General features: G+C 69.7%; 18 protein-coding genes, 1 tRNA gene and 2 pseudogenes. 16 read left to right on the forward strand and 5 right to left on the reverse strand.

The genetic code is table 11. The annotated features are described in order from the left end of the window. Positions 1 to 31: 31 nt before the first annotated feature. A pseudogene (locus FREUN1FDRAFT_RS27740) lies at positions 32 to 424 on the forward strand (transposase); the annotation flags it as partial. Between the two features lie 223 nt (positions 425 to 647). On the opposite strand, the gene katG reads toward FREUN1FDRAFT_RS27740, so the two are convergent. From katG to FREUN1FDRAFT_RS27760, 4 genes are all read right to left on the reverse strand, one after another. Further along, positions 648 to 2,888: a catalase/peroxidase HPI gene (katG, locus tag FREUN1FDRAFT_RS27745; RefSeq protein WP_006543606.1), complete on the reverse strand. Its 2,241-nt coding sequence runs from the start codon at positions 2,886 to 2,888 to the stop codon at positions 648 to 650. 186 nt (positions 2,889 to 3,074) lie between these two features. Further along, entirely contained in the window at positions 3,075 to 3,512 is a 438-nt protein-coding gene (locus FREUN1FDRAFT_RS27750) for a Fur family transcriptional regulator (RefSeq protein WP_006543607.1), read from the reverse strand. A gap of 194 nt (positions 3,513 to 3,706) precedes the next feature. Further along, the gene (locus FREUN1FDRAFT_RS27755; RefSeq protein ID WP_006543608.1) at positions 3,707 to 4,561 is read right to left on the reverse strand and encodes an SAM-dependent methyltransferase; all 855 of its coding nucleotides are present in this window, start codon (positions 4,559 to 4,561) and stop codon (positions 3,707 to 3,709) included. Positions 4,562 to 4,971: 410 nt separating this feature from the next. Continuing rightward, positions 4,972 to 5,553: a TetR/AcrR family transcriptional regulator gene (locus tag FREUN1FDRAFT_RS27760; protein ID WP_006543609.1), complete on the reverse strand. Its 582-nt coding sequence runs from the start codon at positions 5,551 to 5,553 to the stop codon at positions 4,972 to 4,974. Between the two features lie 120 nt (positions 5,554 to 5,673). Between FREUN1FDRAFT_RS27760 and FREUN1FDRAFT_RS27765 the strand changes: the two genes are divergently transcribed. The 14 genes from FREUN1FDRAFT_RS27765 to FREUN1FDRAFT_RS27835 all read left to right on the forward strand — a co-directional run bounded on the left by FREUN1FDRAFT_RS27765 (position 5,674) and on the right by FREUN1FDRAFT_RS27835 (position 24,667). Then, on the forward strand, positions 5,674 to 6,714 hold the full coding sequence (locus FREUN1FDRAFT_RS27765; protein WP_006543610.1) for an SDR family NAD(P)-dependent oxidoreductase: 1,041 nt from the start codon (positions 5,674 to 5,676) through the stop codon (positions 6,712 to 6,714). A gap of 325 nt (positions 6,715 to 7,039) precedes the next feature. Beyond that, positions 7,040 to 8,092, forward strand: coding sequence for a serine hydrolase (locus FREUN1FDRAFT_RS27770; RefSeq protein ID WP_006543611.1), 1,053 nt, complete (start codon positions 7,040 to 7,042; stop codon positions 8,090 to 8,092). A 407-nt stretch (positions 8,093 to 8,499) separates the two neighbouring features. Next, positions 8,500 to 9,582: a type III polyketide synthase gene (locus FREUN1FDRAFT_RS27775; RefSeq protein ID WP_085948915.1), complete on the forward strand. Its 1,083-nt coding sequence runs from the start codon at positions 8,500 to 8,502 to the stop codon at positions 9,580 to 9,582. Between the two features lie 263 nt (positions 9,583 to 9,845). Further along, positions 9,846 to 10,136: a hypothetical protein gene (locus FREUN1FDRAFT_RS27780; protein ID WP_006543613.1), complete on the forward strand. Its 291-nt coding sequence runs from the start codon at positions 9,846 to 9,848 to the stop codon at positions 10,134 to 10,136. 901 nt (positions 10,137 to 11,037) lie between these two features. After that, entirely contained in the window at positions 11,038 to 11,982 is a 945-nt protein-coding gene (locus FREUN1FDRAFT_RS27785; RefSeq protein WP_006543614.1) for an oxidoreductase, read from the forward strand. 967 nt (positions 11,983 to 12,949) lie between these two features. Continuing rightward, positions 12,950 to 14,383: a glycosyltransferase family 2 protein gene (locus FREUN1FDRAFT_RS27795; RefSeq protein ID WP_006543615.1), complete on the forward strand. Its 1,434-nt coding sequence runs from the start codon at positions 12,950 to 12,952 to the stop codon at positions 14,381 to 14,383. Positions 14,384 to 14,386: 3 nt separating this feature from the next. Next, the gene (locus tag FREUN1FDRAFT_RS27800) at positions 14,387 to 17,587 is read left to right on the forward strand and encodes a PA14 domain-containing protein (protein ID WP_006543616.1); all 3,201 of its coding nucleotides are present in this window, start codon (positions 14,387 to 14,389) and stop codon (positions 17,585 to 17,587) included. Then, positions 17,584 to 18,099, forward strand: a complete 516-nt coding sequence (locus tag FREUN1FDRAFT_RS40200; protein ID WP_050796061.1) for a hypothetical protein — start codon at positions 17,584 to 17,586, stop codon at positions 18,097 to 18,099. The genes FREUN1FDRAFT_RS27800 and FREUN1FDRAFT_RS40200 overlap by 4 nt, the downstream gene beginning before the upstream one ends. A 5-nt stretch (positions 18,100 to 18,104) precedes the next feature. Then, positions 18,105 to 18,878, forward strand: coding sequence for an SCO family protein (locus FREUN1FDRAFT_RS27810; protein WP_006543618.1), 774 nt, complete (start codon positions 18,105 to 18,107; stop codon positions 18,876 to 18,878). Beyond that, the gene (locus FREUN1FDRAFT_RS42095; RefSeq protein WP_006543619.1) at positions 18,868 to 20,658 is read left to right on the forward strand and encodes a glycosyltransferase family 2 protein; all 1,791 of its coding nucleotides are present in this window, start codon (positions 18,868 to 18,870) and stop codon (positions 20,656 to 20,658) included. The genes FREUN1FDRAFT_RS27810 and FREUN1FDRAFT_RS42095 overlap by 11 nt, the downstream gene beginning before the upstream one ends. Further along, positions 20,655 to 22,643: a glycosyltransferase family 39 protein gene (locus FREUN1FDRAFT_RS27820; RefSeq protein WP_006543620.1), complete on the forward strand. Its 1,989-nt coding sequence runs from the start codon at positions 20,655 to 20,657 to the stop codon at positions 22,641 to 22,643. Before FREUN1FDRAFT_RS42095 ends, FREUN1FDRAFT_RS27820 begins: the two co-directional genes overlap by 4 nt. 79 nt (positions 22,644 to 22,722) lie before the next feature. After that, positions 22,723 to 22,795, forward strand: a tRNA-Lys gene (locus tag FREUN1FDRAFT_RS27825). 899 nt (positions 22,796 to 23,694) lie between these two features. After that, positions 23,695 to 23,946, forward strand: coding sequence for a hypothetical protein (locus tag FREUN1FDRAFT_RS27830; RefSeq protein ID WP_006543621.1), 252 nt, complete (start codon positions 23,695 to 23,697; stop codon positions 23,944 to 23,946). Positions 23,947 to 24,016: 70 nt separating this feature from the next. Beyond that, positions 24,017 to 24,667: an MOSC domain-containing protein gene (locus FREUN1FDRAFT_RS27835; protein ID WP_006543622.1), complete on the forward strand. Its 651-nt coding sequence runs from the start codon at positions 24,017 to 24,019 to the stop codon at positions 24,665 to 24,667. A 58-nt stretch (positions 24,668 to 24,725) separates the two neighbouring features. Here FREUN1FDRAFT_RS27835 and FREUN1FDRAFT_RS27840 read toward each other — a convergent pair whose 3' ends face one another. Next, positions 24,726 to 25,574, reverse strand: a complete 849-nt coding sequence (locus FREUN1FDRAFT_RS27840; protein WP_006543623.1) for a methyltransferase domain-containing protein — start codon at positions 25,572 to 25,574, stop codon at positions 24,726 to 24,728. A gap of 616 nt (positions 25,575 to 26,190) precedes the next feature. Here FREUN1FDRAFT_RS27840 and FREUN1FDRAFT_RS27845 point away from each other — a divergent pair. Beyond that, positions 26,191 to 26,537 (forward strand): annotated as a pseudogene (locus FREUN1FDRAFT_RS27845) (cytochrome P450); the annotation flags it as partial.

Genomic DNA, 26,537 nt, shown 5'->3' on the forward strand with positions numbered 1-26,537 from the left:
ACCCGGACGCTGAGGTCCTGCTGTCCCACGCCCGGCCTGGGGCACGGTCCTCGCTGCCCGGGTGCTCGCCGAGTTCGGGGACGACCCGAAGCGCTACACCGACGCCAAAGCCCGCCGCAACTACGCCGGCACCAGCCCGATCACCCGCGCCTCAGGCCGCAAGACCGTGGTCATGGCCCGCTACGCCCGCAACAACCGGCTCGCCGACGCCCTGCACCAGCAGGCCTTCTGCGCCCTGAACGCCTCGCCCGGCGCCCGTGCCTACTACGACACCGTCCGCGGACGCGGCAAGTCCCACCACGCCGCCCTCCGCCAGCTCGGCAACCGCCTGGTCGGCATCCTCCATGGCTGCCTCAAGACCCATACCCCCTACGACGAGGCAACCGCCTGGCCGCGGAACGTCACGCTCGCACCCGCCCCTTGACATCCAAAAACATGGGATGTCTGACCTGCGGAAATGTGGGTGGTGATGTGTACTCGAAGCTCTAGTCGAAGCGTCACCGCCCGGCGACACCCCTCATCCGCTGGTCCGGGAAGTCGAGCAATGACCCCCGGGCGGTATGGCTGCTCAGGGACTGAGCGCCGAGCGCCGGCCACGCGGGTGCGTGGCCGGCCCCGGGATGGCGTCCCGCCTGTGTTCCGCGGAATCAGACCAGGTCGTAGCGGTCGAGGTTCGACACCTTGACCCAGGCGGCGACGAAGTCCTGGACGAACTTCTCCTTCGCGTCGTCGCTCGCGTAGACCTCCGCGAGCGCCCGCAGCTCGGAGTTCGACCCGAAGACCAGGTCGACGCGGCTCGCCGTCCAGCGGACCTCACCGGTGGCGTCGTCGCGGCCCTCGTACAGGCCCGCCTCGTCCGCCTTCGGCGCCCAGGTCGTCCCCAGGTCGAGGAGGTTGACGAAGAAGTCGTTCGTCAGCGACCCGGCGCTGGTGGTGAGGACGCCGACCTGCGACTGCCCGTAGTTCGCCCCGAGCACCCGCAGGCCCCCGACCAGCACCGTCAGCTCGGGCGCGCTCAGGGTCAGCAGGTTCGCCCGGTCGACGAGCAGGAACTCCGCCGGCAGGCGGCTGGCCTTGCCCAGGTAGTTGCGGAACCCGTCCGCCTTCGGCTCGAGCGGGACGAACGACTCCACGTCGGTCTGCTCCTCGGTCGCGTCGGTGCGTCCCGGAGTGAACGGCACCTCCACCTCGACGCCGGCGGCACGGGCGGCGGCCTCGACCGCGGCCGCGCCGGCGAGCACGATCATGTCGGCCAGCGAGATCTTCTTCGCGCCGGTCTGGGTGGCGTTGAAGCCCTCCTGGATCTCCGTCAGCGTGCGCAGGGCCGTGGCCAGCTCGTCCGGCTCGTTCACCTCCCAGCCGCGCTGCGGCTCCAGCCGGATGCGGGCGCCGTTCGCGCCGCCGCGCTTGTCCCCGCCGCGGAACGTCGACGCGGATGCCCACGCCACCGCGACCAGCCGCGACACCGACAGCCCCGAGGCGAGGACCTGCGCCTTGAGGCTGGCGACGTCCGCCGCGTCGACCAGCTCGTGGTCCACCGCGGGCACCGGGTCCTGCCAGATAAGCCGCTCGGCCGGGACCTCCGGGCCGAGGTAGCGCTGGATCGGGCCCATGTCACGGTGGGTCAGCTTGAACCAGGCCCGGGCGAAGGCGTCGGTGAGCTCCTCGGGGTGCTCCAGGAAGCGCCGCGAGATCGGCTCGTAGATCGGGTCGAAACGCAGCGCGAGGTCCGTCGTCAGCAGCGTCGGGGCGTGCCGGCGGGACGGATCGTGCGCGTCGGCGACCGTACCGGCGCCGGCACCGTCCTTCGGCTTCCACTGGTTCGCCCCGGCCGGGCTCTTCGTCAGCTCCCACTCGTAGCCGAAGAGGATCTCGAAGAACCTGTTGTCCCAGGTGGTCGGGGTGTCGGTGAAGATGCCCTCAAGACCACTGGTGATCGTGTCGCCACCCTTGCCGGTGCCGAAGCTGTTCTTCCAGCCGAGGCCCTGCGCCTCCAGCGGGGCGCCTTCGGGCTCCGGGCCGACGTACTCGTCCGGGTTCGCCGCGCCGTGCGTCTTGCCGAAGGCGTGCCCGCCGGCGATCAGCGCGACCGTCTCGACATCGTTCATCGCCATCCGGCGGAACGTCTCGCGGATGTCGCGGGCCGCGGCGAGCGGGTCCGGGTTGCCGTTCGGGCCTTCCGGGTTGACGTAGATCAGGCCCATCTGCACCGCGCCGAGCGGCTCCTCGAGCTCCCGGTCGCCGGTGTAGCGCTCGTCGCCGAGCCAGGTCTGCTCCGGGCCCCAGTAGACGTCCTCGTCGGGTTCCCAGACGTCGGGGCGGCCACCGGCGAAACCGAACGTGGGCAGGCCCATCGATTCCAGCGCGACATTACCGGTGAGAATCATCAGGTCGGCCCAGGACAGTGCCTGGCCGTACTTCTTCTTGACCGGCCAGAGCAGGCGGCGGGCCTTGTCCAGGTTCCCGTTGTCCGGCCAGCTGTTGAGCGGCGCGAAACGCTGCTGGCCGGCCCCGGCACCGCCACGGCCGTCACTGATGCGGTAGGTGCCGGCGCTGTGCCAGGCCATCCGGACCATAAACGGGCCGTAGTGCCCGAAGTCCGCCGGCCACCATTTCTGGGATGTCGTCAGCACCTCGGCGATGTCCCGCTTGACGGCGGCAAGGTCGAGGGTGTTGAAGGCCGCCGCGTAGTCGAAATCCGGGTTGAGCGGGTTCGCCACGGCCGGATTCTTGGCGAGGATCTTCAGGTTGAGCTGCTGCGGCCACCAGCCGCGGTTTCCGCCCCCCTGGGTGGGGTGCGGGGCGCGGCCGTGCGCCACCGGGCAGCCTCCGGCCTCGTTGCTTTCCGTGTTGGTAGGAAAGACTTCCTTTTCCTGGTTCTCGGACATGCAACCCTCCGGGCAGGGATCTCATCAGGGCGAATCGGGTCACGAATCACACGCCGAGAGTGACGGTCTGATCGATGGCTGATCGAACGGTGGTGGATCGCACGGCGATCGGGTTATCGGTTTATCGGGTGATCCGGTGATCGGGCAGCGGATGGATCGGGTGATCGGATGATCGGGTGTGGGGGATCAGAAACTTCCGGCCTCGGAGCCGGAACAGGCGGGGCAGCGGCCCCAGTAGACGACCTCGGCCTCGTCGATCGAGAACCCGTTGTCGTCGGAGGCGGTGAGGCACGGTGCCTCGCCCACGGCGCAGTCGACATCCGAGATGGCGCCGCAGGATCTGCAGACGACGTGGTGGTGGTTGTCTCCGACCCGCGACTCGTACCGGGCCACCGAGCCGGCCGGCTGGATGCGCCGGACCAGGCCCGCGTTCGTGAGCACCCGCAGCGAGTCGTAGACGGCCTGGTGGGAGGCATCGGGGAGCTCCGCGCGTACCGCCCCGATGATCGAGTCGGTGTCGGCGTGCGGATGCGCGTGGACCGCGCCGAGCACGGCCACCCGCGGACGGGTGACGCGCAGGGCGGCCCCCCTCAGCATCTGCTGGAAGTCCGCGGACGTCGTCATGCGCACTACGGTGCGCCCTTTTTCTGAACGAGTCAAGAAAACAGTTCAAGATCTTTTTGGGGCGGGGTGCGGCGACGCTCCCCTGCCGGGCGCGGGCGGCCGGGTCGGGTGTGATCGGGCGAGGCCGGCCCGGGAACGAGAATGCCGCGGCCGGAAGGGATCCGGCCGCGGCTTCGGCGAAGCTGGTTGATCGACTACGGCTTGCGGGCGACGCCGCCGTACATGTAGACGTGGCTGTCCTCGATGGCGGCCGACTCGGCGTCGGGGTGCCAGCGGTGGACGAGGACGATGCCCGGGTCGAGCAGTTCCAGGCCGTCGAAGAAGGCCTCGACGGCCTTCAGGTCACGCGAGACCATCGGGATCCCGCTGGCCCGGTAGGCGGCGGTGCCGTCCGCCACCTCCTCGGGGGCGAAGTCCGCCGTCACGGTGGAGATCGCCAGGATGCTGCCCGCCGCCAGCGGCGCCAGCAGCGCACTGATGACGTTCTTCACGATCGCGTCATCCGGGATGAACTGCACGACCGCCAGCAGGCTGACCGCCACCGGCTTGCTGAGGTCGAGGGTCTCCCGTAGCTGGGCGGACTGCAGGATTTCCTGCGGCCGGCTCAGGTCGGCGTCGAGGTAGGCGGTGCTGCCCTCGGGAGTGCTGGTGAGCAGCGGCCGGGCGTGCAGCAGAACGATGGGGTCGCGGTCGACGTAGACGACCCGCGACTCGGGCGCGACCCGCTGGGCGACCTCGTGCAGATTCGGGGACGTCGGCAGCCCGGAGCCGATGTCGAGGAACTGCCGGATGCCGTGCTCCGCCGCCAGGTTGTGTGCCACCCGGGCCATGAAGTTACGGTTCGCCCGCATGGACGTCGGCAGGTTCGGCAAATGCCTGGAAAATTCTGCGGCTGCCGCGCGGTCGGCCGGGAAATTCTCCGTCCCGCCGAGGATGTAGTCGTAGACCCGGGCCGGGTGCGGCACATCGGTTTTCAGGTCGACGTCCAGTGGCGTTCCGTCGGCGGTGATGACGGAACCGCCGTCGTTGGGCTCGGCCTCAGTGGTCACGAATTCCCCCGTAGTGGGCGCGAATATTCCTCCGGCGCCTGCGTGCGGGTCACATCTGCTGCCGAACGCGGCACTGGCACCGCCGGCGGACAATGCCGACGTTGCGGGTAGAACCCTACCGTTCCGCTGGTGGGGCGGGCGCTGTTTTGTCAGAAGGGAGCAAATGGAGTTCCAGCCCATCCAGGCCCGGTGGACGGCTGCCGGCCGTCGCGGCAAACGTGGCCACTGGTTGCTTCTGGAGCCGAACCGGCTCCGCGGAACCGCCACACGACGGCACGACGTGCGTGAAATGTCTAGTCAAGTAGGCCCATTGCCATCTTGTCTGCGCAGTGGATGTGTGTGCCGGTGCGGTGAACCCACGTTCTCGGCCCGAGGCCACTACCTGTCGGACCAGGCGTGCCTGTGCCTGCCTATCTGGCTGGCCCGGGGGCTCTGAGGCCATCCAGCAAGAGGTCGAGCAGGCGCCCGACCTGGGCGCGGTCACCGCGATCCGCGGTCGCGAGGGTCACGCCACTGATGCCGAGCAGGAGATCGTCGGCGGTGACGTCCGCGCGCAGCGCGCCCGCCGACACCCCGGCGGCCAGCAGTGTCGTCACCGCGTCGGTCAGCCGGCGGCGGCTGTTCGCGAACGGATCACCGCCGGCGGCGACCAGGGCGCGAAGCGCGCCGCCCATCCCGCGCTTCGTCGCCATGTACTCGACGAACCTGTCCATCCATTCGCGCAGTGCCTGATCCGGAGGCAGGTCGCGGACCAGTTCGTCAACGGAGTCGCACAGCCGGTCGAGCTCGCCGCGGTAGGCGGCGTCGACGAGCGCCTCCCGGGTGGGGAAGTGGCGGTACAGCGTCCCGATGCCGACGCCGGCCTCCTTGGCGATCGCGGCGAGCGTGACCTCGGAGCCGTCCTCCTCCTGCGGCAGCAGGCGGACGGCCGCGTCGAGCAGCCGCTGCCGGTTGCGCTGGGCATCCACACGCAGGGGGCGCGCGGATGGCATCAGCTCTCGACCTCCTGGCCGGCCGGGCTGGCCGGCCGGGAAATTTTCCGGAGCCCCCTCCGGTTCCTGTCGAGTGGAACGGAGGAGACTCCGGATAAGCGTATCGAGGAGAACCGGATCATGACTGATCGGATCACAACCCCGTTCAACGCCGAGTCGACGGCCGCCGAGGTGATCGCCGGCATCGACCTCACCGGCCGTCGCGCCATCGTGACCGGCGGCGCCTCCGGCATCGGCGTCGAGACCGCCCGCGCACTCGCCCTTGCCGGAGCCGAGGTCACCCTGGCCGTCCGCGACCTGGCCGCGGGCGAGCGCACCGCCGCCGACATCACCGGCACAGGCGCGAGCGCGGGGGCGAGTTCGAGCGCGGGTGAAGGTGCGGGCTCCGGCACGGCCGCGGGGCGGGTGCTCGTCGAGGTGCTCGACCTGGCTGACCAGGCCTCGGTGGCCGCGTTCGTGCGCCGCTGGGACGGCCCGCTGGACATCCTCGTCAACAACGCCGGCGTCATGGCCTCGCCGCTGACGCGCACCCCCGAAGGCTGGGAGCTGCAGTTCGCCACCAACCACCTCGGCCACTTCGCGCTGACCGTCGGCCTGCACGATGCCCTGGCCGCCGCGGCCGTGGCCGCGGGCGGCGGCGGTTCGGCCGGCGGTGGTGCGCGCGTCGTCTCGGTTAGCTCCAGTGCCCACCACCGCTCCCCGGTGGTCTTCGACGACATCCACTTCGACCGCCGTCCCTACGACCCGTGGGGGGCCTACGGCCAGTCGAAGACGGCCAATGTGCTGTTCGCCGTCGAGGCCAGCCGCCGCTGGGCCGACGACGGCATCACCGTGAATGCCCTGATGCCCGGCGGCATCCGCACCAACCTGCAGCGCTACGTCTCCGACGAGGAACTCGCCCGGCTGCGGGCCGCCGCGGGCAGTGCCGACCTGAAATGGAAGACCCCCGAGCAGGGCGCCGCGACCTCGGTGCTGGTCGCGACCTCACCGCTGCTCGCCGGAATCGGCGGTCGCTACTTCGAGGACTGCAACGAAGCCCAGGTCGGCATCCTCGGCGCACGAAACGGGGTGGCCGCCTACGCCCTGGACCCGGACGCCGCCGCCCGGCTCTGGGACGTCTCGGAGCACACCCTCGGCCTCGGGGTGGCAACCGCCAGCTGATCCCGCTCCGCCGCCGTCCGCCCGGTGCCGGGCCGGCGGTCACATGTCGACGGACGGCCGATGCCGCTGATCGGTCGTCCGTCGAGGTCTGCCTTGCCGACCTATATATGCATAATCCGGGCCGGCAGATACCTTACGCATGGTTACGAATGCTTACCGTAAGCAACAATTTACATGGGTTAACATTCCGGACACATCCAGCTGGCGCTTCTGTCCGTAGACAACGGGCATGGCTCGTACGCACTCCTCCACCGGCAACATCAGCAGTCACCGTGTCGACCGGCGTGCCCGGCAACGCGTCGCTGCAGTTGGGGGCGCTGCTGCTGTGCTGCTGGCGTCCAGCGCGGTGGCGACCGCCGCGGCCACGGTCACCGGCACCGCCGGGCTGACGACGGTCGCGTCGACCTCGGCGCTGGTGCATTCCGTCGACTCTTCTCCCAGCGCGGCGGCGGGTCTGGCGGAAGCCACGCCCACGCCCACGGCCACGACCACGACCACGCCCACCGTGACGGCCACCGCTCCGCCGGCCATCCCCGCGACGACGGCCGAGCCCACGGCCACGGCCGCGGACGCGGGCTCGGTCGGGTCGAATGCCGCCGGTTCCGCGGAGGCTCCCACTCCGCTGGCGGCGAGCAGTGCTTCCACGCGCGGGGTCACCGCGAGCGCCCTGGCGCAGCGGTTCCGCGCCTACCTGGCCGGACGTCCCGGCTCGACCAGTGTTGCGCTGTACGACGCGGCGACCGGCGAGACCGTCGTCAGCAGGAGCGCGACGACTCGGACGGGATGGGAGACGGCGAGCACCGTCAAGCTGGACATCCTGGCCGCGTTGTTGTCGAAGACCGGTGCGAGCGGTCGGCTGACCGCGTCCCAGACGGCGCTGGCCAAGAAGATGATTTCGATCAGTGACAATGCGTCGGCGACCTCGCTGTGGAACCAGGCGGGTGGCAGCGCCGGCATGAACGCCTTTTACCGCCGGCTCGGGATGAGCGCGACCACCGCCGGCGCCGGCGGCAAGTGGGGGCTGACGAAGACCACGGCGAGTGACCAGCTCGCGGTGCTGCGCGCGATCGCCTACCCCAACACGACGCTGTCCACCGCGGCCCGGGCCACGGCGAAGAGCCTGCTGAACACTGTGATCTCATCCCAGCGGTGGGGCCTGACGGCGGGTGTGCCGTCCGGGGTGGCCGTGGAGATCAAGAACGGCTGGCTGCCCTACGACGGCGGATGGGTGATCGACAGCCTGGCCCACGTGCACGGCAACGGCCGCGACTACGTGATGGCTGCCTACACCCGGGACAGCGCCAGCGAGAGCACCGGCATAGCCACCGTCGAAGGCCTCTCGCGGATCGCCTGGGCCGCCGGGACCGTGCGGGGCTGACCTGGACGATGCGCGGCCGCCGGGCGGCGCCGACGGGCGGTGCGTAGCGGACGGGCGGTGCGTAGCGGACGGGCGGTGCGTAGCGGACGGGCGGTGCGCGGCTGACGCGGCCTGGCACTGCTGCGTCAGCCGCGTGGCGCAAGCTGCGACGGCGCAAGCTGCGACGGCGCAAGCTGCGACAAGGTGCGAGGAGCGTGCTGGTCACCGCTTCCGGGTACGTACCCGTACCGGGGGACACGGAGGCCGCCGCGACGTGAATCCGGCCGGTGATGTGCGGCGGCCTCCGGCGCTTGTGTGATCGGTCCGCCGGGCGAGCCCGGTTCTGGAACGAGCCGAGGCTGACGGTCCGGTCGACCTGTCTTCGCTGTCGTGGCTGGGGAACCACCGTCCAGGAAGGCGCTTGCGCTGTGCCGATTCTCTGTCGTCCTGCGGTGATGGTGCCGGAGCATGTGATCTCCATGGAACGGACCCTGGAGCTGGCCCGTCAGCTGCACAGCGATCATCCGCGGCTCGACCTGGTGCTGCGGCTCATCGAGAACACCGGGGTGCGTCAACGTCATCTGGTGCGTCCGATCGCGGAAACCCTGCGGCATCCGGGTTTCGAGGCCCGCAACGCGGCTTACGAGCAGGAGGCGCGGCAGCGGGTTCCCGCGGTGGTGCACGCCGCGCTGGCCAGCGCCGGGCTCGACGTGGCGGACGTCGACGCGATCATCTTCGTCTCGTGCACCGGGTTTCTCATGCCGTCGATGACAGCATGGATGATCAATCGGATGGGCTTCCGTAACGACACCCGGCAGCTTCCGATCGCCCAGCTCGGCTGCGCTGCCGGAGGCGCCGCAATCAACCGGGCCGGTGAGTTCTGCCTGGCCTATCCGACGGCGAACGTCCTCATCGTCGCCTGTGAGTTCTGTTCCCTGTGCTATCAGCCGACTGACGACGGCGTGGGAAATCTGCTGTCCAACGGACTGTTCGGTGACGCGGTCGCGGCGGCGGTCGTCCGTGGGCAGGGCGGTCACGGCGTCCAGCTGGAGCGGAACGGATCCTTCCTGGTTCCGGACACCGAGGAATGGATCTCCTACGCCGTCAAGGAGACCGGATTCCATTTTCAGCTCGACAAGAGGGTTCCGGCGACCATGTCGATGCTGGCGCCAGCGCTGCGGACCCTGGCGAGCAGCCATGGCTGGGACGCCTCCGGGCTCGATTTCTACATCATCCACGCCGGCGGTCCGCGCATCCTCGACGATCTGCGCGACATTCTCGGCGTCGATCCCGCCTTCTTCCGCTTCAGCCGGGCGACCCTCACCGACTACGGAAACATCGCGAGCGCAGTCGTTCTCGACTCGCTGCGCCGCCTGTTCGAGGACGACACGCTCGAGCACGGCGCCCGCGGGCTGATCGCCGGATTCGGGCCCGGTATCACGGCCGAGACCTGTGTGGGTACCTGGTCCCGGGCTGGCGGCGGTGGCGGCGGTGGCGGTGGCGACCGCTGAGAGGTGGCAGCGGTCGCTGAGGCAGGAACCGTGCGAGCGGGTCATCTGGGCGGGCTTCCTGGGCTGCCCGGGCGGGCCGTGCGGGCTGTGCGGGCTGTGCGGGAAAACCGTTTGATTTCCGGCTTCGTAGGTTCAATGAATGCCGCGGATGGTGCTTATCCAGCCCAATCAAATGGCGACTCCAGCGTTCTGCCGGGCTGTTGGGTTAACGTGCACCCAGCGTCTGTAGTCGCGCCGAAAAATCATCTGGAGAGGGATCAAGAATGAATCAGCAGGAGCAGCGCCAGCAGATCGAGCAGCAGCTGCGCCAGAACTGGCGGCAGCTGCGCTACCGCCTGCTCGACCAGTTCGGCCAGGTCAGCACCTCGGACCTGGACGCCGCAACCGGGATCAACGACCTCGTCGCCCGGATCTCGGACAGGACCCACCACAGTGAGCGGTACGTGGAGAACCGCCTGCGGGAACTGGTGGGAATCGGCGCGGGCCAGGGCAGCCAGTCCGGCGGGCGTTTCGGATCCGAGTCGGCGGGGCAGGGCCAGCCGTTCGGCGGCTAGTAGCAGCGGAGGAATTCTCCACAGGCAGGCGCGGTACGGGGTCACGATCGACCGGGCGCGCCTGTCTGGCGTTCACAACGCCGCGCCGGGCTGTTTTCGTCGCCCGGCGCGGCGTTTCCAATGCCTGGTCCTATTGTTCTGTGAAGTGATCGTCGACGTGGCCGCGGCTCGGCCGGGTCCGTGCTCGCCGGCTGGTCTCACTGGTGGCCGGTGCGGTGGCGCCCGCGGTTGCGCCGTGCTCCGCAGGACCGTCGCCGCCGAGCGCCATCCGTCAGGGTTTCCCGCGGCATCCCGAGGCGGAGCGCGCCGGCGCGACACCAGCAATTCATCTCAAGAGGGGCAAAAGGGGCGAAGAGTCGCCTGGTGACCCGCAAGAAGTCAGAATTTTGGTCGTCGGAACGACCAAAATCGTTCACTCTTGCGACTCGCCAAACCGGGCCACCGGGTTACCGGGCCACCGGGTTACCGGGCGCTCGGAGATCCGGCTGCGTTCGTGCAGTGCGAACCTCCCCGCCCACCGCCCACCGCCCACCAACTAGCGATCTTGATCGGCCAACCTGCGGCAGGCACCAGAACGACGAGAATCCGCAGATCTTCGAGCGGCGCTCCGGGCTGCCGCTGTTCGCTGGGCAAGATCTGATGATCGTGGTCGTCGGGGCGACGAACATCCTCAGGTCTTCGAGTTCCGGCTCCGGGCTGCCGCTGGGCATGGGCGGTGGGCGGAGTGCGGAGTGCGGAGTGCGGAGGACTGTGGCGAGCCTGCGTAGACCGTCCTGCTTTATGGTGATGGGGTGAGCCACGGAGGACTTCGCGCCACGCCTGCCTTATGGGGTTGCGCCGCCTGGCTCCACATGGTCGAGGAGCTTCCTGCTCTGGCGGGATCGCGGTCGCGGAGGTCGTCATGGCGGGTGGGCTGAAGCGGCGGCGCTGGGGTGTGGCCGATGTGCCGGACCTGACCGGGAAGACAGCCGTTGTCACCGGGTCGAACACCGGAATCGGCTTCGAGGCCGCCAGACTGCTCGCCGTCAACGGGGCGACCGTCGTCATGGCGTGCCGCAACGAGGCCAAGGCGCTGGGCGCCAAGGAGAAGATCGTGGCCGCCGCCCCCGAGGCGGAAGTCTCCGTGCTACAGATGGACCTCAACTCGCTCACGTCGGTCCGCAAGGCGGCCGAAGCGCTGGTCAGTGAGCGCCCGGTCATCGACCTGCTCATCAACAATGCCGGTGTGATCCTGCTGCCGCACGGCCACACAGAGGACGGCTTCGAGCAGCATTTCGGCATCAACCATCTGGGCCACTTCGCCTTTACCGGGCTTCTGCTGGACGCAGTGCTGGCCGCCGACGCCGGCCGCATCGTGACGGTCGGCAGCAACGGGCACCGGATGGGGAAGATCGACTTTGAGGACCTCGCCTACAAGCGGAACTACAAGCCGCTGCGGGCCTACGGCCGATCGAAGCTCGCGAACCTGATGTTCTCCTACGAGCTGCAGCGCCGACTCGAGGCGGCGGGGAAGACGTCGACGATCTCCCTCTCGGCGCACCCCGGCGGCGCGAACACCGACGTCGGCGGCTGGGGTGACACCCCGATCAGGCGGCGGCTCAAGCGGTTCATCGACAGCATCCCCAACCCCATCGTGCACTCGGCGCTCAAGGGCAGCCTCCCCATCCTGCGCGCGGCGTTGGATCCGGAGGCCAAGGGTGGCGAGTACTACGGGCCGTCCGGGCTGCTGAAGATGACCGGTCGCCCGGTCGTGGTGAAATCCAACGCGGCGTCGCACGACGAGGAGGCCGCGCAGCGGCTGTGGGAGGCCTCGGAGCAGATGACGGAAGTGACCATCTCGCTCTGAGGAGCAGCCGGGTGGCTCCGTGGGCCCGTGGCTTTTCGATCCCCGGGCTTGCGCCCTCGCCCGATCCCGGGCTTGCGCCCTCGCCGGTGCGGGCTGCCAGCCACCCGCAGGACTGCCGTAAGAGGCCGACTGCGGCGCGCTGTCCGGTGGCCAACCGGCGTGGGCGTGAACGATCCGCGGCCTGGCCTCCAGACGTGTCGGCGTCCCGGTGTGTCTGCGTGTGGGCGCGGTTGGTGGCTGGATAGTCGCTGGTTTTGGCCGAGGTGTGCCTTCTCCTTCGAGGGATCCGGTGGACGTCGCCGTCGCCGAAGGTGTCAATAGGGGTCATAAGGGACGTAACAGCCCGACGATTGTCGATATTAGTCGCATCGTCCTGAGTCCAATATTAATGAACTGTCGTGTCAGTCGATCGGCGTAGATGTTGCCGACATCACTGCTCGGCTGGGAACGGCCGGATATTCGGCGGAAGGCGTGCTACAGTCGCGATGGCTCAATGGCCAGAAGGCGCCACTGCCGATCCGGGGGGTTCTGCGTTTGACGCCAGCCATGTCACAGGCGGCGGAGTCTGTGCTGTATGAGGTCATGCATCGTGCTCCGCGATTCCATTTGCGCGGCCGGCCGTGCTCTGAACAGTGCTGCGTCCGGGCGGTGCCCGCCTCTGATGAGGCCGCCCCGGCCCGATGCCGTATGCCCGTCTTCTGAAGCAAGTAAACGCAGTATGTCCTCATTAGAAACATAGCCCGAACGGGGGCTTCGGGGCAACTGTGTATACAAATTCATGGCTCTTTTTGACATGCCGCCGACTGGGGGATCGGTTCATGCTGCCCATGAAGTCATACGGGCCATCCGGAAATGAAAGCGCGGCGCGCCCTGTCGTGTTTCCGAGAACAACCCGTGCCAGCGTGTCCGCGAAGGTCTGGCCGGCCCCGGTGTCGGGGGCCGGGGGCGCGGGGCGTGGAGCGCAGTGATGAGCAGACCCGGCGCATCTGACCGCGGCGACGTCGATGTGGCGAGTCTGCTGCCGCCGCCGCGCCGCCCGGAATCCCCGACCGCGGTGGCACCGCCACCGGCCCCGACCCCGGCACCGCCACCGACCTCCGTTGCCGCCGCGGCTGGCGGTGCGGGGGCGCCCTCGCCGGCCGGGCCGCCCGCTGTCTCGGTCATCGTGCCCACCCGGAACGAGGCCCTCAACGTCGACCCGCTGCTGCGCCGCCTCGATGCCGCGCTCGCCGGCCTGACCTGCGAAGTCATCTTCGTCGACGATTCCGACGATGAGACTCCGGCAGCCATCGAGGTCGCGCGCCGCAGCTGCGGAATCCCGGTGCGCGTGTTGCACCGGGCTCCGCAGGAGCGCCACGGGGGTCTCGGCGGCGCCGTGTGCGAGGGCATTCGGATGTGCGCCGCGGCCTACGTGGTGGTCATGGACGGCGACCTCCAGCACCCGCCGGAGACTGTTCCCGAGCTGCTGGCCACCGCGCGGGAACAGTCCGCGGATGTGGTCGTCGGCAGCCGGTACGTCGACGGCGGCAGCGCGAACGGCCTGGCCGGAAAAGGCCGCCGGCTGATCTCCTCGGGGTCGAACCGCGTCTCGCGGCTGGTGTTTCCGCGGCGGCTGCGGGGCGTTTCCGACGTCATGAGCGGATTCTTCCTGCTGCGGGTGCAGGCGTTCGATGTCGACACACTACGCCCGGACGGCTACAAGATCCTCCTTGAGCTGCTGGTCTCGGCCCGGAAGCTGCGGGTGCGGGAGATCGCCTACGAGTTCGGTGAACGGCAGGCCGGTGCGTCCAATGCCTCACTCACCCAGGGTGTGCGCTTTCTCCGCAGGCTGTTCGCGCTGCGGGTGCCGCGCCCGGCCCGATTCGCGCTCATCGGTATCTCCGGGCTGCTCCCGAACCTCGCCACAACCTGGCTGCTCCACCACGCGGCCGGTCTGAACTATCTGGTCGCGGCGACGGTCGGCACCCAGGTGGCGATTGTCTGGAACTTCGCCGGATGCGAGCTGCTGGTCTGGCACGGTCGTGAGCGGGTTCCACTGCGTCGGTTCCTGCCGTTTCTCCTCATCAACAACGCTGACCTGGTCCTGCGCCTCCCGCTGCTGACGCTGCTCGTCGACGGCTGGGGCCTCGGGGTCGGCCTGTCCACGCTGATCACTCTCGCGGTGGCCGTGGTTGCCAGGTATGTCGTGGTCGACCGGACGATCTACCGGGCGCGCTCGTTCGACGCCGACCCGCGAGCCGAGTCGCCGCCAGCGCAGGCGTCGGTGCCGGTGGCCAGGACCGCCGCGACCCGTTCGCTGCTTCCCGCGTCGGTGTCGGCACCGGTCTCAGCACCGGTCTCAGCTCCGACCGGCGGTGTGGTCGATCTGCGGCCGCAGATCGAGAACCCAGGGGTGGAGTGACCTGTGTCAGCAGCTGACCTGCGCCGACCGAAGCGAGACCGGGCCCGTCGCGGCCCGGCTCGCCAGCGTCGCCGAATCCTGGTGGCCGTGTTGGTGTTCGCGCTGATCGACCTCGGCGCGCTGCTGCTGGTGGCACCGTCGGCGAACGCGATCACCTGCCCGGCCGGCCAGTGGGCCGCGGACTACTACGAGGGCACCAGCCTGACCGGCACACCTGCCGGCTCACGCTGCGACAGCGAGATCTACTTCACCTGGACGGACCAGGGACCCGGCATCGGCGGCCTGGGCACGGAGAACTTCTCGGTGCGGTGGACGCAGACCGTCACCTTCCCCGCCGAGGGCACCTACACCTTCACCGGCGTGGCCGACGACGGGATCCGGGTGATCCTCGACGGCACGACCGTCATCAACGGCTGGGTGGACCAGGGGCCGACCGCCTACACGGCCGAGCCGCACATCACGGCCGGTCAGCACCAGGTGGTCGTCGAGTACTACCAGCACGGCGCCGGATCCGTCGTGGCCTTCGACTGGTCCGGCGGCCCGCCATCGACGGCGTCGTGCGAGCCTGGCCAGTGGTCGGCCGCCTACTACGCCGGGCGGACCCTGTCGGGCACCCCGACCCTGCAGTGCGAGACGGCCGTCAACCACGACTGGGGCGCCGGCGCGCCAGGGGTCGGAACGCTCGGGGCGGACAACTTCTCGGTGCGCTGGATCCGGACCGACACCTTCGAGGCGGGGCCGGTGACCTTCACTGCCACCGCCGACGACGGGATCCGGGTGTGGCTCGACAGCACCCTGGTCATCGACGAATGGCGTGACCAGGGCACGCCGACGTTCACCGGGACCGTCTCCGCGGTCACCGCGGGTGAGCACACGATCAAGGTGGAGTACTACGAGGCTGGCGGGGGAGCGGTCGCCCGGGTCAGCTACGCGGGCGCGCCACCGCCGGCCCCGGTGTGCCAGGCCACCCAGTGGTCGGCGTCCTACTTCGCCGGCATCGCGCTCGCCGGCAACGCGGTCGCCCAGCGCTGCGAGGACGCGGTCGACCACGACTGGGGGGAGGGCACGCCCGGCCTGCCCGGTGTCGGGGCGGACAACTTCTCGGCGCGCTGGACCCGGACCGACACCTTCCAGGCCGGCCAGGTGACGTTCAACGCCACCTCCGACGACGGCATCAGGGTCTACCTCGACAACACCCTGGTCATCGACGAATGGCGTGACCAGGGTCCGGAGCCCTACTCGAAGACCGTCGACGTCACCGCCGGCACGCACACCATCAAGGTCGAGTACTACGAGAAGGGCGGCGGCGCGCTGGTCCGCGCCGGCTACACCACGACCGTCGAGACCGGAGTGTCGACGTGCACGTCGATCGAGTGGTCCGCGGCCTACTTCAACAACAGAACGCTCGCCGGCGCTCCGGTCGCCGAGCGGTGCGAGGCTCCGCTGAGCTACGACTTCGGTGAGACCGGCCCGGGCGTGGGAGGCATCGGCGGCTACAACTTCTCCGCCCGGTGGCTGCGCACCGACCGGTTCCGCGGCGGCACCACGACCATCTCCGCCACCGCCGACGACGGGGTGCGGGTGTGGCTCGACAACACCAAGGTCATCGACGAGTGGCGGGCCCAGGGGCCGACAACCTTCACCGCGACCGTCCCGGTCACCGAGGGCGTGCACACCGTTCGGGTGGAGTACTACCAGGGTGACGGCGGCGGCCTCGTCCGGGCCAGCTACACCGGTGGCGGCGCGCCCGGCCCGCTGCCCGTACCGCCGCCCGGCGGCTGCACCTCCAACTGCCAGGGCTCGTGGACGGTGCTGCCCTACGAAGCACCCGTCCGATCCATTCACGCGACCGTTCTGCGCACCGGGAACGTGCTGCTGGTGGCGGGCTCCGGCAACAACCAGCAGAACTTCGAGAACGGCGTGCTGACGTCCAAGGTCTGGAATCCGAACACCGGCGCCTTCGCGGACGTCCCCACCGCGGACGACCTGTTCTGCGTCGGCCACACCCAGCTTTCCGACGGGCGGATCCTCCTGGCCGGTGGCACCAAGGCCTACCCGACGCCGACCGAGAACTACCACGGCCTGGACGTCACCTACATCTTCGACCCGATCGCCGGCACCTACGAGATCGTCGGGGACATGCCCGGCGGCGGGCACTGGTACCCGAGCCTGGTCAACCTCGGCAACGGGGACGTCTTCGCCACCGGCGGCCTCAACGAGACCGGTTCGGGCAACGTCTCGGTCGAGATGTGGGACGACAGCGCGCAGCGCTGGAAGCAGCTCAACGAGGTCCAGCAGACCTACTCCTACTGGGGCCTCTACCCGAACATGATCCTGATGTCGGACGGGCGTCTGTTCTACGCCGGCACGCACACCTTCGGCAACGCGCTGCCCGGTACGTCCGGCTCGGAGATCTACGACCTGGACGCCGGCACGATCACCGAGGTCGCCGGGCTGCGCGACATCGACTTCCGTGACCAGGGCGGCACCGTTCTGCTGCCCCCGGCGCAGGCCCAGAAGGTGATGACGCTGGGCGGGGGGAACTCGTACAGCCCGCTGGACCCGACCGCGAAGACCGACATCATCGATCTCAGCACCCCCGACCCGTCGTGGACGGCGGGCCCGGACCTCGCCGCCGGGAAGATGTATGTCAGCCCGGTGATCCTGCCCGACGGCAAGGTCTTCGAGACCGGCGGCGCACGGCACAACTACAACGAGTACGCCGTGCACGAGGCATCGATGTACGACCCGGCGACCAACACGTTCACCCCGATGCCGGCCGACCCGCTCAACCGGATGTACCACTCGTCGGCCTTCCTGCTGCCCGACGGCCGGGTCGCGGCAATCGGTAACAACCCGTCGGACGGCTCTTTCGACCTCGGTATCTCCGTGTACTCGCCGTGGTACATGAACCGTGCACGTCCGACTGTTTCCGACGCCCCGGCACAGTTCGACTACGGAGGCAGCTACAACCTGACGGTCAGCGGCGGCATCGGCCGCGCCACGCTGATCCGTCCGTCCTCGGTCACCCATTCGTCCGACCCGAACCAGCGCAGCGTCGACCTGCCGATCACCGGCACGGGCACGTCGATCTCGGTCGAGATGCCGACGAACCCCAACCTGGTGCCACCCGGCTACTACATGCTGTTCGTCCAGGACTCGTCCGGTGTCCCGTCGGTGGCCCGATGGGTGCATGTCGGATGAGCCGGCTCGACCGGATCCGGGTCCGGCAGCTGCGCCCGAGCCCGCGCGTCCTGCTGGCCCTCGGCACGGTGGTGCTGGTGGCCGGTGGGATCACGGCCGGCCTGCTGCTGGCCGGCGGCGGGTCGCCGGGCGCCGGCCGGGCGGCGGGCGGCAGGCCGGCGACGGATCCCGCCGCCACCGCGACCACCGCCGCCCGCGATCCTGTGGGGATTCCGGTGGTGCGGCTGCCCACGCCGCTGGGCAACCCGGACCTGAGCGGCCGGGTTCTGCCGCGCGGCAACGGCAGCCCGTCGCCGGTGCCTCCGGGGGTCGACGGCTGCGACCGCAACTACGTCGATGCCAGCGACACCCGTACCTTCTGTGTCCCGCGGGTGGCCCCGGCCGGCCGGACGCTCGACTGCGACTTCCTGCGGGACGTCGGCCTGGCCCCGCTGCGGATCGTCGGCGCGGACACCCTCGAACTGGCCGGCGCGGGACGCCAGGCCGGCCCCGGCGATGTGGTCTGCGCGTGACGCCGATGCGTGATCCAGCGCGTGCGCCGTTGCGTGATCCGAAACGTGATCCGAAGCGGCGGGACCTGCTCGCGGTGGCGTTCCTCGGCGCCCTCGCCCCGCTCGCGGCCGGCTGCGGCACCGACAGCACCTCGGCCAAGGCCACCTCGGCCACACCGACCACCGGGGCCACCTCGACCAGGCTGCCGGGTGCCGGGGGAACCACCGGCACCGCGGGAACGGCCCGCCCGGCGTCGGGCCCAAGATGGCACGGGACGGTTCCGCCGAACGCCGGCCCGAAGCCGTCGTTCACCCTCACGGATACGTCCGGGGCGCCGTTCGCGTTCGCCACCGCGACCGCGGGCCGGCCGGTGCTGCTGTTCTTCGGCTTCACGAACTGCCCGGACGTCTGCCCGACCACGATGGCCGACATCGCCGCCGCCCGCACGCTGGTCCCCACCCGGATCGCCGATGCGGTGCGGACGGTCTTCGTCACCACCGACCCTGCCCGGGACACCCCGGCCGCGCTCCGGCGCTGGCTCGACCAGTTCGACAGCACGTTCATCGGGCTGACCGGCGACCTCGCCGAGATCGACGCCGCCCAGCGTGCCGTGGGAGTCCCGCTGGCAATCCGTCCCAGCCTGGCGCCCAGCCAGGCGCCCACCGCCGACTACAGCGTCGCGCACGCAGCCCAGGTCGCCGGCTACGGCGCCGACGACCGGCTGCGGGTCCTCTACTTCGCGAACGCGACCGTCGCCGACTACGCCGCAGATCTCCCGGAGCTCGTTGATGCACGTTGACCACGAGATACCGCCTTCATCGCCGCCGCAGCCGCGGTCATCGCCGCCGGAGCCGGCGACGTCGGGCGGTGCCGACTCCCGCGATGCCGACTCCCGCCGCGCCGACTCCGGCCGCGCCGCCCTCCCGCGCCCGGCGCGGCACCGGCTGCGGCCACGGCCGCGGGTCTGGCTGCTGTTCGCCGCCCTCGGCCTGGTCATCGTCTGGGCGGCGATCAGGCTGGGGCCCACCGGGTTCGTCGTAGCGGCCTGGTCGGCGGTGTCGCTGATCATGTTCATCGTGGCGGCCCTCACCCTGAGCCGCACCCAGTTCGCCTGGCAGCGCCCGGAGCGGGTGGACCACGTCGATCTCACCGACCAGGAGTCACCCCAGGTCCCGATCTCCCTCATCGTGCCGGCGCGGGACGAGCCCGTTCTCGGTCGGACGCTGCAACAGATCCTCGCCGGTGAATACCCGCACGAGCTGATGCAGATCCTGGTGGTCGTCTCCGAGGACGAGATCGACCGGGAGACCCGCGAGATCGCCCAGTCGTACGCGGACCGGTATCCCTGCGTCGAGGTGATCGCGCCGCGCGGTGACCGGCGCAGCAAGCCCATCTCGCTCGAGGACGCCCGGCCCTACTGCCGCGGCGACCTCATCGGCGTCGTCGACGCCGAGTCGCTGATCGCCGCCGGTCTGCTCGGCCACGTGAACACGATCGCCGTGCGCCATCCGGACGTCGGAATCATCCAGGGCGGGGTCCAGCTCATGAACATCCGGGCGGCCCGCAAGCCAGATGGCGCATCCGGTGACGATCCCGCGGGCGATCCCGCGGGCGATCCCGCGGGCGATCCCGCGGGCGATCCCGCGGGCGATCCCGCGGGCGATCCCGCGGGCGGTTCCGCGGGCGATCCCGCGGAACCGCAGCCGCGCGGCCGGCGCGGGCGGCGGGGGCGGAGTGGCCGAAGCGGACCGAAGGCGCTGATCGCCCGATTCCTCACCTGGTGCAACGAGGGGACCTCGTGGTGGCGGGTCCGCAACTGCCTCGAGTACTACGTCTGGTTCATGTCCCGGCTTCGCTTCCAGGCACAGGCGCGGCTGATCCCGCTCGGCGGCAACACGGTGTTCGTCCGCCGCGACGTCCTCACCGCTCTCGGCGGCTGGGACGCCACCGCCCTCACCGAGGACTGTGACCTGGGGATCCGCTCGTCGGCGCGTGGTGTGCGGACGCTGGTCTTCTACCACCCGGCGCTGACCACCCGGGAGGAGACACCGGAGAGCCTGCAGAAGCTGGTGGTGCAGCGCAGCCGCTGGATGCTCGGCTTCATCCAGGTGCTGCTGAAGGGCGACTGGCGTGACCTGCCGACGCTGCGGCAGCGGCTGCTCGCGATCGAGATGCTGGCCATGCCGTTCTTCCAGGCCCTCGCCGGCCTGCTGCTGCCCACCTCGCTGGTCCTGATCTTCGTGTTGCGGGCGCCGGTCGTCCTGGTGCTGCTCTACTGGCTGCCGCTCGGGATCGCGGTGATGCTCGTCGTCGCCGAGCAGGCCGCCTTCGGGGAGTTCCGCCGTTCCTATCGCCTGCGCTCGACCTGGCTGGACAGCGTGCGTCTCGTCATCGGCGCGCCGTTCTACCAGCTGGTGCTCTCGGCCGCCGCGCTGCGAGCCACCGTCCGGCTGCTGCGCGGTCAGCTCGAGTGGGAGAAGACCACCCACCTCGGCGCGCACCATGTCGTGCCCACCCCGCGCGATCCCGGCTCCCGTGACCGTGATCTCGCGCCCCGCGGACTCGAAGGTGTCTCGTGACGACCACCGCCAGCCTGTCTGATGGCACCGCCCCGGCCACGCTGGTGGCCGAAAGCCCGGCACTGCCCGCGCAGCCTGTGCCTCGGGAGGGCGCTCTGGCCGGTGTGCGGGACGCGGTGGGCCTGCTGGTACGCCGGGCCGCGGCCGCTGCCCGCGCGCACCGGACCGGGGTCGTGCTCGTCCTCGCCCTCGCCATCGGCGCGGGACTGCTGCACGGCCTCAACTTCGACGGCTGGCCCGGCCGCGTCAACGAGGACGAGGGCACCTACGCCGCCCAGGCGTTCGCGATCGAGCGCTGGGGCCAGATCTCCCACTACTCCTACTGGTACGATCACCCGTTCGGCGGATGGCTGTTCATCGCCTCCTACACCACCCTGACCCAGGCCTTCGACCGGACCGCGACCGCGGTGACCGCGGCCCGCGAGGCCATGCTCTGGGTGCACGTCGCCAGCTGCGTGCTGCTGTACATGCTGAGCCGGCGCCTCGGCATGCGGCGGTTCTTCGCGGCACTGGCGGTCGTGCTCTTCTCTGTCTCCCCGCTCGCCATCTGGTACCAGCGGATGGCGTTCCTGGACAACATCTCCACGCTGTGGGTGCTTGCCGCCCTGGTCTGCGTGGCCTCGCCGGACCGCAGCGTCGGCGCGGCCACCCGGGCCGGCATCTTCATGGCGTTCGCGTTCTGGTCGAAGGAGACCAGCCTCGTCCTGCTGCCGGGGGTCTACCTGCTGCTCTGGCAGAACCGGGACCATCGGAACTGGCGGTTCGCGCGGCGAAACTTCCTCGGTTTCCTCTCCGGCATCGCCGGCATCTACATCCTGTACGCCGTCACCAAGAACGAGCTGTTCGAAGGCGAAGGCCACGTATCGCTGTGGTGGGCGGTCAAATGGCAGCTGTTCGACCGGACCCCCAGCGGCAGCGTGCTCGATCCCGACAGCGGCACCCGCGGCATCGCCGATCTCTGGCTCGGAATGGATCCCTATCTGCTCGGTGTCGGGGCGGTCTCGGCGGTCGTCCTGCTGGTCGCGGTACGCCGGTTCCGCGCTGTCGCGTTCCTCCTGCTGATGCAGATCGTCTTCATGGCGCGCAACGGCTACATGCCCTATGCGTACGTGACGTCCATGTTGCCCTTCGCCGCGATCTGCGCGGCGGGCCTGCTCGACGTGGTCGCGCCGTCGCGCGGTATTCGTCCCCTGGTCGTGCTGGGTGCCCGGAACCCCGGACGCCGGCGAGTGGTACCGAAGGCTCCGTCCTGGCTGACCGGCGCCATCCCGGCCCAGCGCGGCCGTCCCGATCCGAGCCGGCCTGAGCTGAGCCGGCCTGAGCTGAGCCGGCCTGAGCTGAGCCGGCCTGAGCTGAGCCGGCCTGAGCTGAGCCGGCCTGAGCTGAGCCGGCCTGAGCTGGGCGGGTCTGGATCGAGCGGGTCTGGGCCGAGCGGGCCTGATTCGCGCACGGCAGCCGATGGCGGAGGGCCGGTCGGCGGTTGCCGGCGGGTCGGGTTCTGGGTGCGTGCCGCCGCGGTCGCCTGCGTCCTGGCTCTGGGCGTGCTGACCATTCCGCCCCGGTGGGCGCCGCTGTTGCACGACGCCATCACCGAGGACGCCGGTGCCCCCAGCCGGGAGGCGACGCAGTGGTTCATCGACCACTACGAGAGGGGGCAGATCGTCATCACCGACGACAACATCTGGACGGACCTCGTGGTGGCCGGAATGGATCCGGTGCCCGTCTGGTTCTACAAGCTCGACCTCGACCCGGCTGTCCGGCGCACAGTCCCGAACGGCTGGTCCGACATCGACTATGTGATTCTGGGCGATCTGACCCCGACCACGCTGGAGACGCTCCCCACGGTCGCCGAAGCGATCGAGCACTCCGAGGTCGTCGCCTCGTTCGGTGACGGCGAGGTCATGATCCGCAAAGTGATCCCGCCCACCTGCACCGACCAGACACCACGAGGGGCCCGGTGCACCGCGCCGGCCGCCGGGGGGTGACCTGACCCGCGCCGGGCCGTTGCACTGACCCGCACAGCATCCCCGCAGCTCCGCCGTTCGGTATCATGGCTGGAGAGCAGGGCCGTTAGCTCAATTGGCAGAGCATCCGGCTTTTAACCGGTGAGTTCAGGGTTCGAGTCCCTGACGGCCCACGTCGCAAGGTGGTTTCCGCTTATTTGCCAAGGTTTTCCAGGGGCCTTGTGGTTCGATCTCTCCCGGCCCCGGGAACTCGCGGATCCGATCTCGCGGCACCCGCGGATCCTGCCGTAGCCGGGCCATTTTCTCCGCATAGCGGCTGTGACGAGGATCCCTGATCCAAAAACGCACCTTCGATCAGCAGGCGGGTCGTCGATCGGCGTCCCCATCCCGAAAGTGAGATTCCCATCGCTATACCCACAGCCCAGTTCTCCGCACCGGACACGACGCAACCCCGGGCGCGCCAGGCACTGCCGCCGCTGACCAGCAACCTCTTCCAGGCGCCCGACTTCGGCGAGGCCCACCCGGAAGCGCCCGACTTCGGCGAGGTTCATCCGGAAGCGCCCGACGCGACGGAGCCCGGACCCGGCCCTACCGCCCGCCGCGCCTCGGGCCAGGCGAAACCGACCTTCACCGCCACACAGCGCCGTCCGCCGCGTTCCGGTAACCGTGGGGCATCGACACGGACGCGGGCTCAGGGCCAGTCCGGCGGCAGGTTCTCCCCACGCAACCCCTCCGCGTGATTTCCTGATCAGCGCCTTTGTTCGCCGGGGAGCGGACCGGGTCGGCGCGGTCAGGCCGTCAGGCCGTCCAGTCCTCGTAGCTCAGGCCGGGGACTCTGCTGAACTCGGAGCTGTTGGCTGTGACGACGGTCAGCTCGCGCCGGAGGGCCTGGCCCGCGATCAGGACGTCGTAGGCACCGATCGGGTTTCCGGCTTTCTCCAGGATGGCGCGTACCTGACCGGCGGTTCAGGCGCCGAGAACTCGTTCCCGATCGGCCACGGTTTGCTCGAGCAGGCGCTGTTTCGTCGAGTCGGCCCCAGCGCCAGACCACCTGTGGGTGGGGTGATTCTCCATGATGGGCGGCTTCGTTGGGCACCATGGCCAGATGGACGCCGACCCGCTGATGACCGTGATCGAGGTGGCCAATCACCTGCGCCTGACGGCGTCGTCGTGGCGCGCGGAGGTCGCGGACGGATCCGCGCCGGCCCCGGACGAGCCCGATGACGACAAACCCGTCCACCGTCGCCGCCCGCGTTGGCGCCGTTCGACGGTGGATACCTGGAATGCGCAGCGGCGCCTCGGCGGCCAGTCGCAGGGGGCGTAGGCGGCAGTAGCAGGGCACTGGCAGTGAAAACGCGTCGCCCTCCGGATGTGGCAGCCGTAGCGTTGGCTCCGTGAAGCTGCTCTCCGTCAATGTCGGCAGGCCCCGTCCCAACCTCTGGAAGAGCCACGGTTCGACCGGCATCGACAAGCGGCCCGTCGCCGGCCCCGTCGCTGTCACCGCCCCGGGCCCCAAGGGCACCGGGGCGGTCGGGCTCGCCGGTGACCGTGTCTACGACGTGAAGCACCACGGCGGCACCGACCAGGCCGTCTACGCCTACGCCCGTGAGGATCTCGACGGGTGGGAGGCCGAGCTGGGCCGGCCGCTGGCGAACGGCGTCTTCGGGGAGAACCTCACGACAGCCGGCCTGGACGTCAACGGTGCCCTGATCGGTGAACGTTGGCGCGTCGGGCCGGACGTCGTCCTGGAGGTGTCGTGCGCGCGGATCCCGTGCGCGACGTTTCAGGGCTGGCTGGAGCGGGACGGTTGGATCAGGAGGTTCACGCAGGCGGCGCTGCCCGGCGCGTACCTTCGCGTGATCGAACCGGGAGACATCCGCGCCGGCGATCCGGTCGAGGTCGTGCAACGGCCTGACCACGACGTCACAGTCGCGTTCGTCTTCCGTGCGATGACGCGTGAACCGGAGCTGCTGCCACGGCTGCTGGTCGCCGACGCGCTGCCGGAGGAGAGCAAGGTCCGGGCCCGCAGGCGTACGACCGCATGAACGGAGGTCCGTGTGGACGTACTTCCGTGCGGGCCCACGACCGCATGGGCGATCGGCCTCAGGGTGCGTCGAGCCGCGGTCGGCGCGCCCAGGCGGCGAACATCGGCACGCTCACGACGAGGCGGCTTTCGTCATGGCTGACGGCCCACCACGCCTCGACCTCGCCCTCGGTCAGCAGACCCGCGGCGACGATGTCCCGCTGGAACCTTTCCACGAGCAGCCGCCAGGCGAGCCACGAATGGGTGCCCCCGCGGGTCTGGACGCCCTGGTACTGCGCCGACTCGTCGGTGAGCCCCAGGCTGAGCACATCGGCGAGCAGCCGGCGCCCGTAGGTCGCGTCGAAGCCGGCCGTCTCGCCGCCGGCCGCATCGCTGATCGCATCGCGGGCCGCACCGCCCATGACCTTCTGCAGGGCCCGGATTATCGCCGTGTGTACCGGTGCGGCCGGGACGAGGAGATCGGCGCAGGTCCAGTCGACCTCCTCGACCAGCAGCCAGCCACCCGGCGCGACTGCCTCCGCGAGCCGCCGCAGCGCGTGCGGGTGCGGGTGGAGGTGCGCGACCAGAAGCCGCGCGTGGACGAGGTCGAAGCTGCGCCGGGGCAGGTCGTCCACCATGACGTCCATCCGCCGCACCTCGACCTGCGCTGGCAGCTGATCGAGGAAGCGGGTGTCACGGTCGACGGCGAGAACCTGGCCGGCCGGGCCCACAACCCCGGCGAGGGCTCGGGCAACCGAGCCGGTGCCCGCTCCGGCCTCGAGGCAGCGGTGCCCCGGCCCGATCCCCAGGCCGGCCACCAGCCGCATCGTGCCCGGATCCCACATGTGGGCCATCGCCTCGAGGCGTGATCGCTCGTCCGGATGCGCCTGGTCCAGAACGTAGGAGGACGACTGAGCCTTTTCCGTCATCGACTCGCACCTGTCGGTCGGTTGATTGAGCCTTTTCCATCGTCGGATCCGAGCTCCAGCAACAGCGCGTGACGAACGTGAGATGGAAAAGGCTCATTGCTGATCAGGGCTTGCATGGAGCAAAATCCCGTGGTGTGGCGGATCCGGGGCCAGTAACAGCGACCTGGCGGTCCGTGCTCACCCGCCGTACGGCGACCCACCGGGATCCCGCACCACCGTACAGCACCAGCAATCCACGCCAATAGGTGCAAACGGGAAACATGGTTTCTTGACGATGCGCAAGTAGTGAGGATTTCGGTTGGTTTGGCAGCCAAAATCCTCACTACTTGCTCGGAGGCGGCGGCGTCGGCGGTTGCCCGAAGCTCGGGATTCTTCGATGGTCTCCAGGGTGGCTGGGATTCCTCCACGTATTCTTTCGCGGCTCGCGAATCTCGCCTCGGTCATCCGCGTTTCCTATTGGCTCATAGGTTTCCCTGCCCGGCACGGAGAACCAGCGCGGCCGGTGCCCGGCACGCTGGAATGATGACGGTTCTGATCACGGAAATGTTGCCGGATCCGGCACCGGCACCGGCACCGGCACCGGTCGGCGGAGGATGCTCCGAGAGAGGACGTGGACGTGTCCACTGTTCCGCAGGTTGTCTTCGACGCCTTCCACCCGGCGCACCGGTCGAACCCCTACCCCAGGTACGCGGCCGTCCGTGAGTACACGGCGCTGTACCCACTGCGGCCGGACATCCTCATGGCGACCCGTTACCGGGAGTGCGCGGCTGTCTTCGCGGACCCGCTGTGGGGGCACGGGTACGAAGACGGCATAAACCCGTTCCGGCCGGGTGTCGATCCCGACGACGTTCCCGGGTCGATGCTGCGGATGGATCCGCCGAATCACACCCGGGTAAGAGGCCTGGTCAAGAGCGCCTTCATGCCCCGCACCACGGCCGGAATCCGCGATCGGATCGAGAGCCT

Source organism: Parafrankia sp. EUN1f, assembly GCF_000177675.1.
Lineage (GTDB): Bacteria > Actinomycetota > Actinomycetes > Frankiales > Frankiaceae > Parafrankia.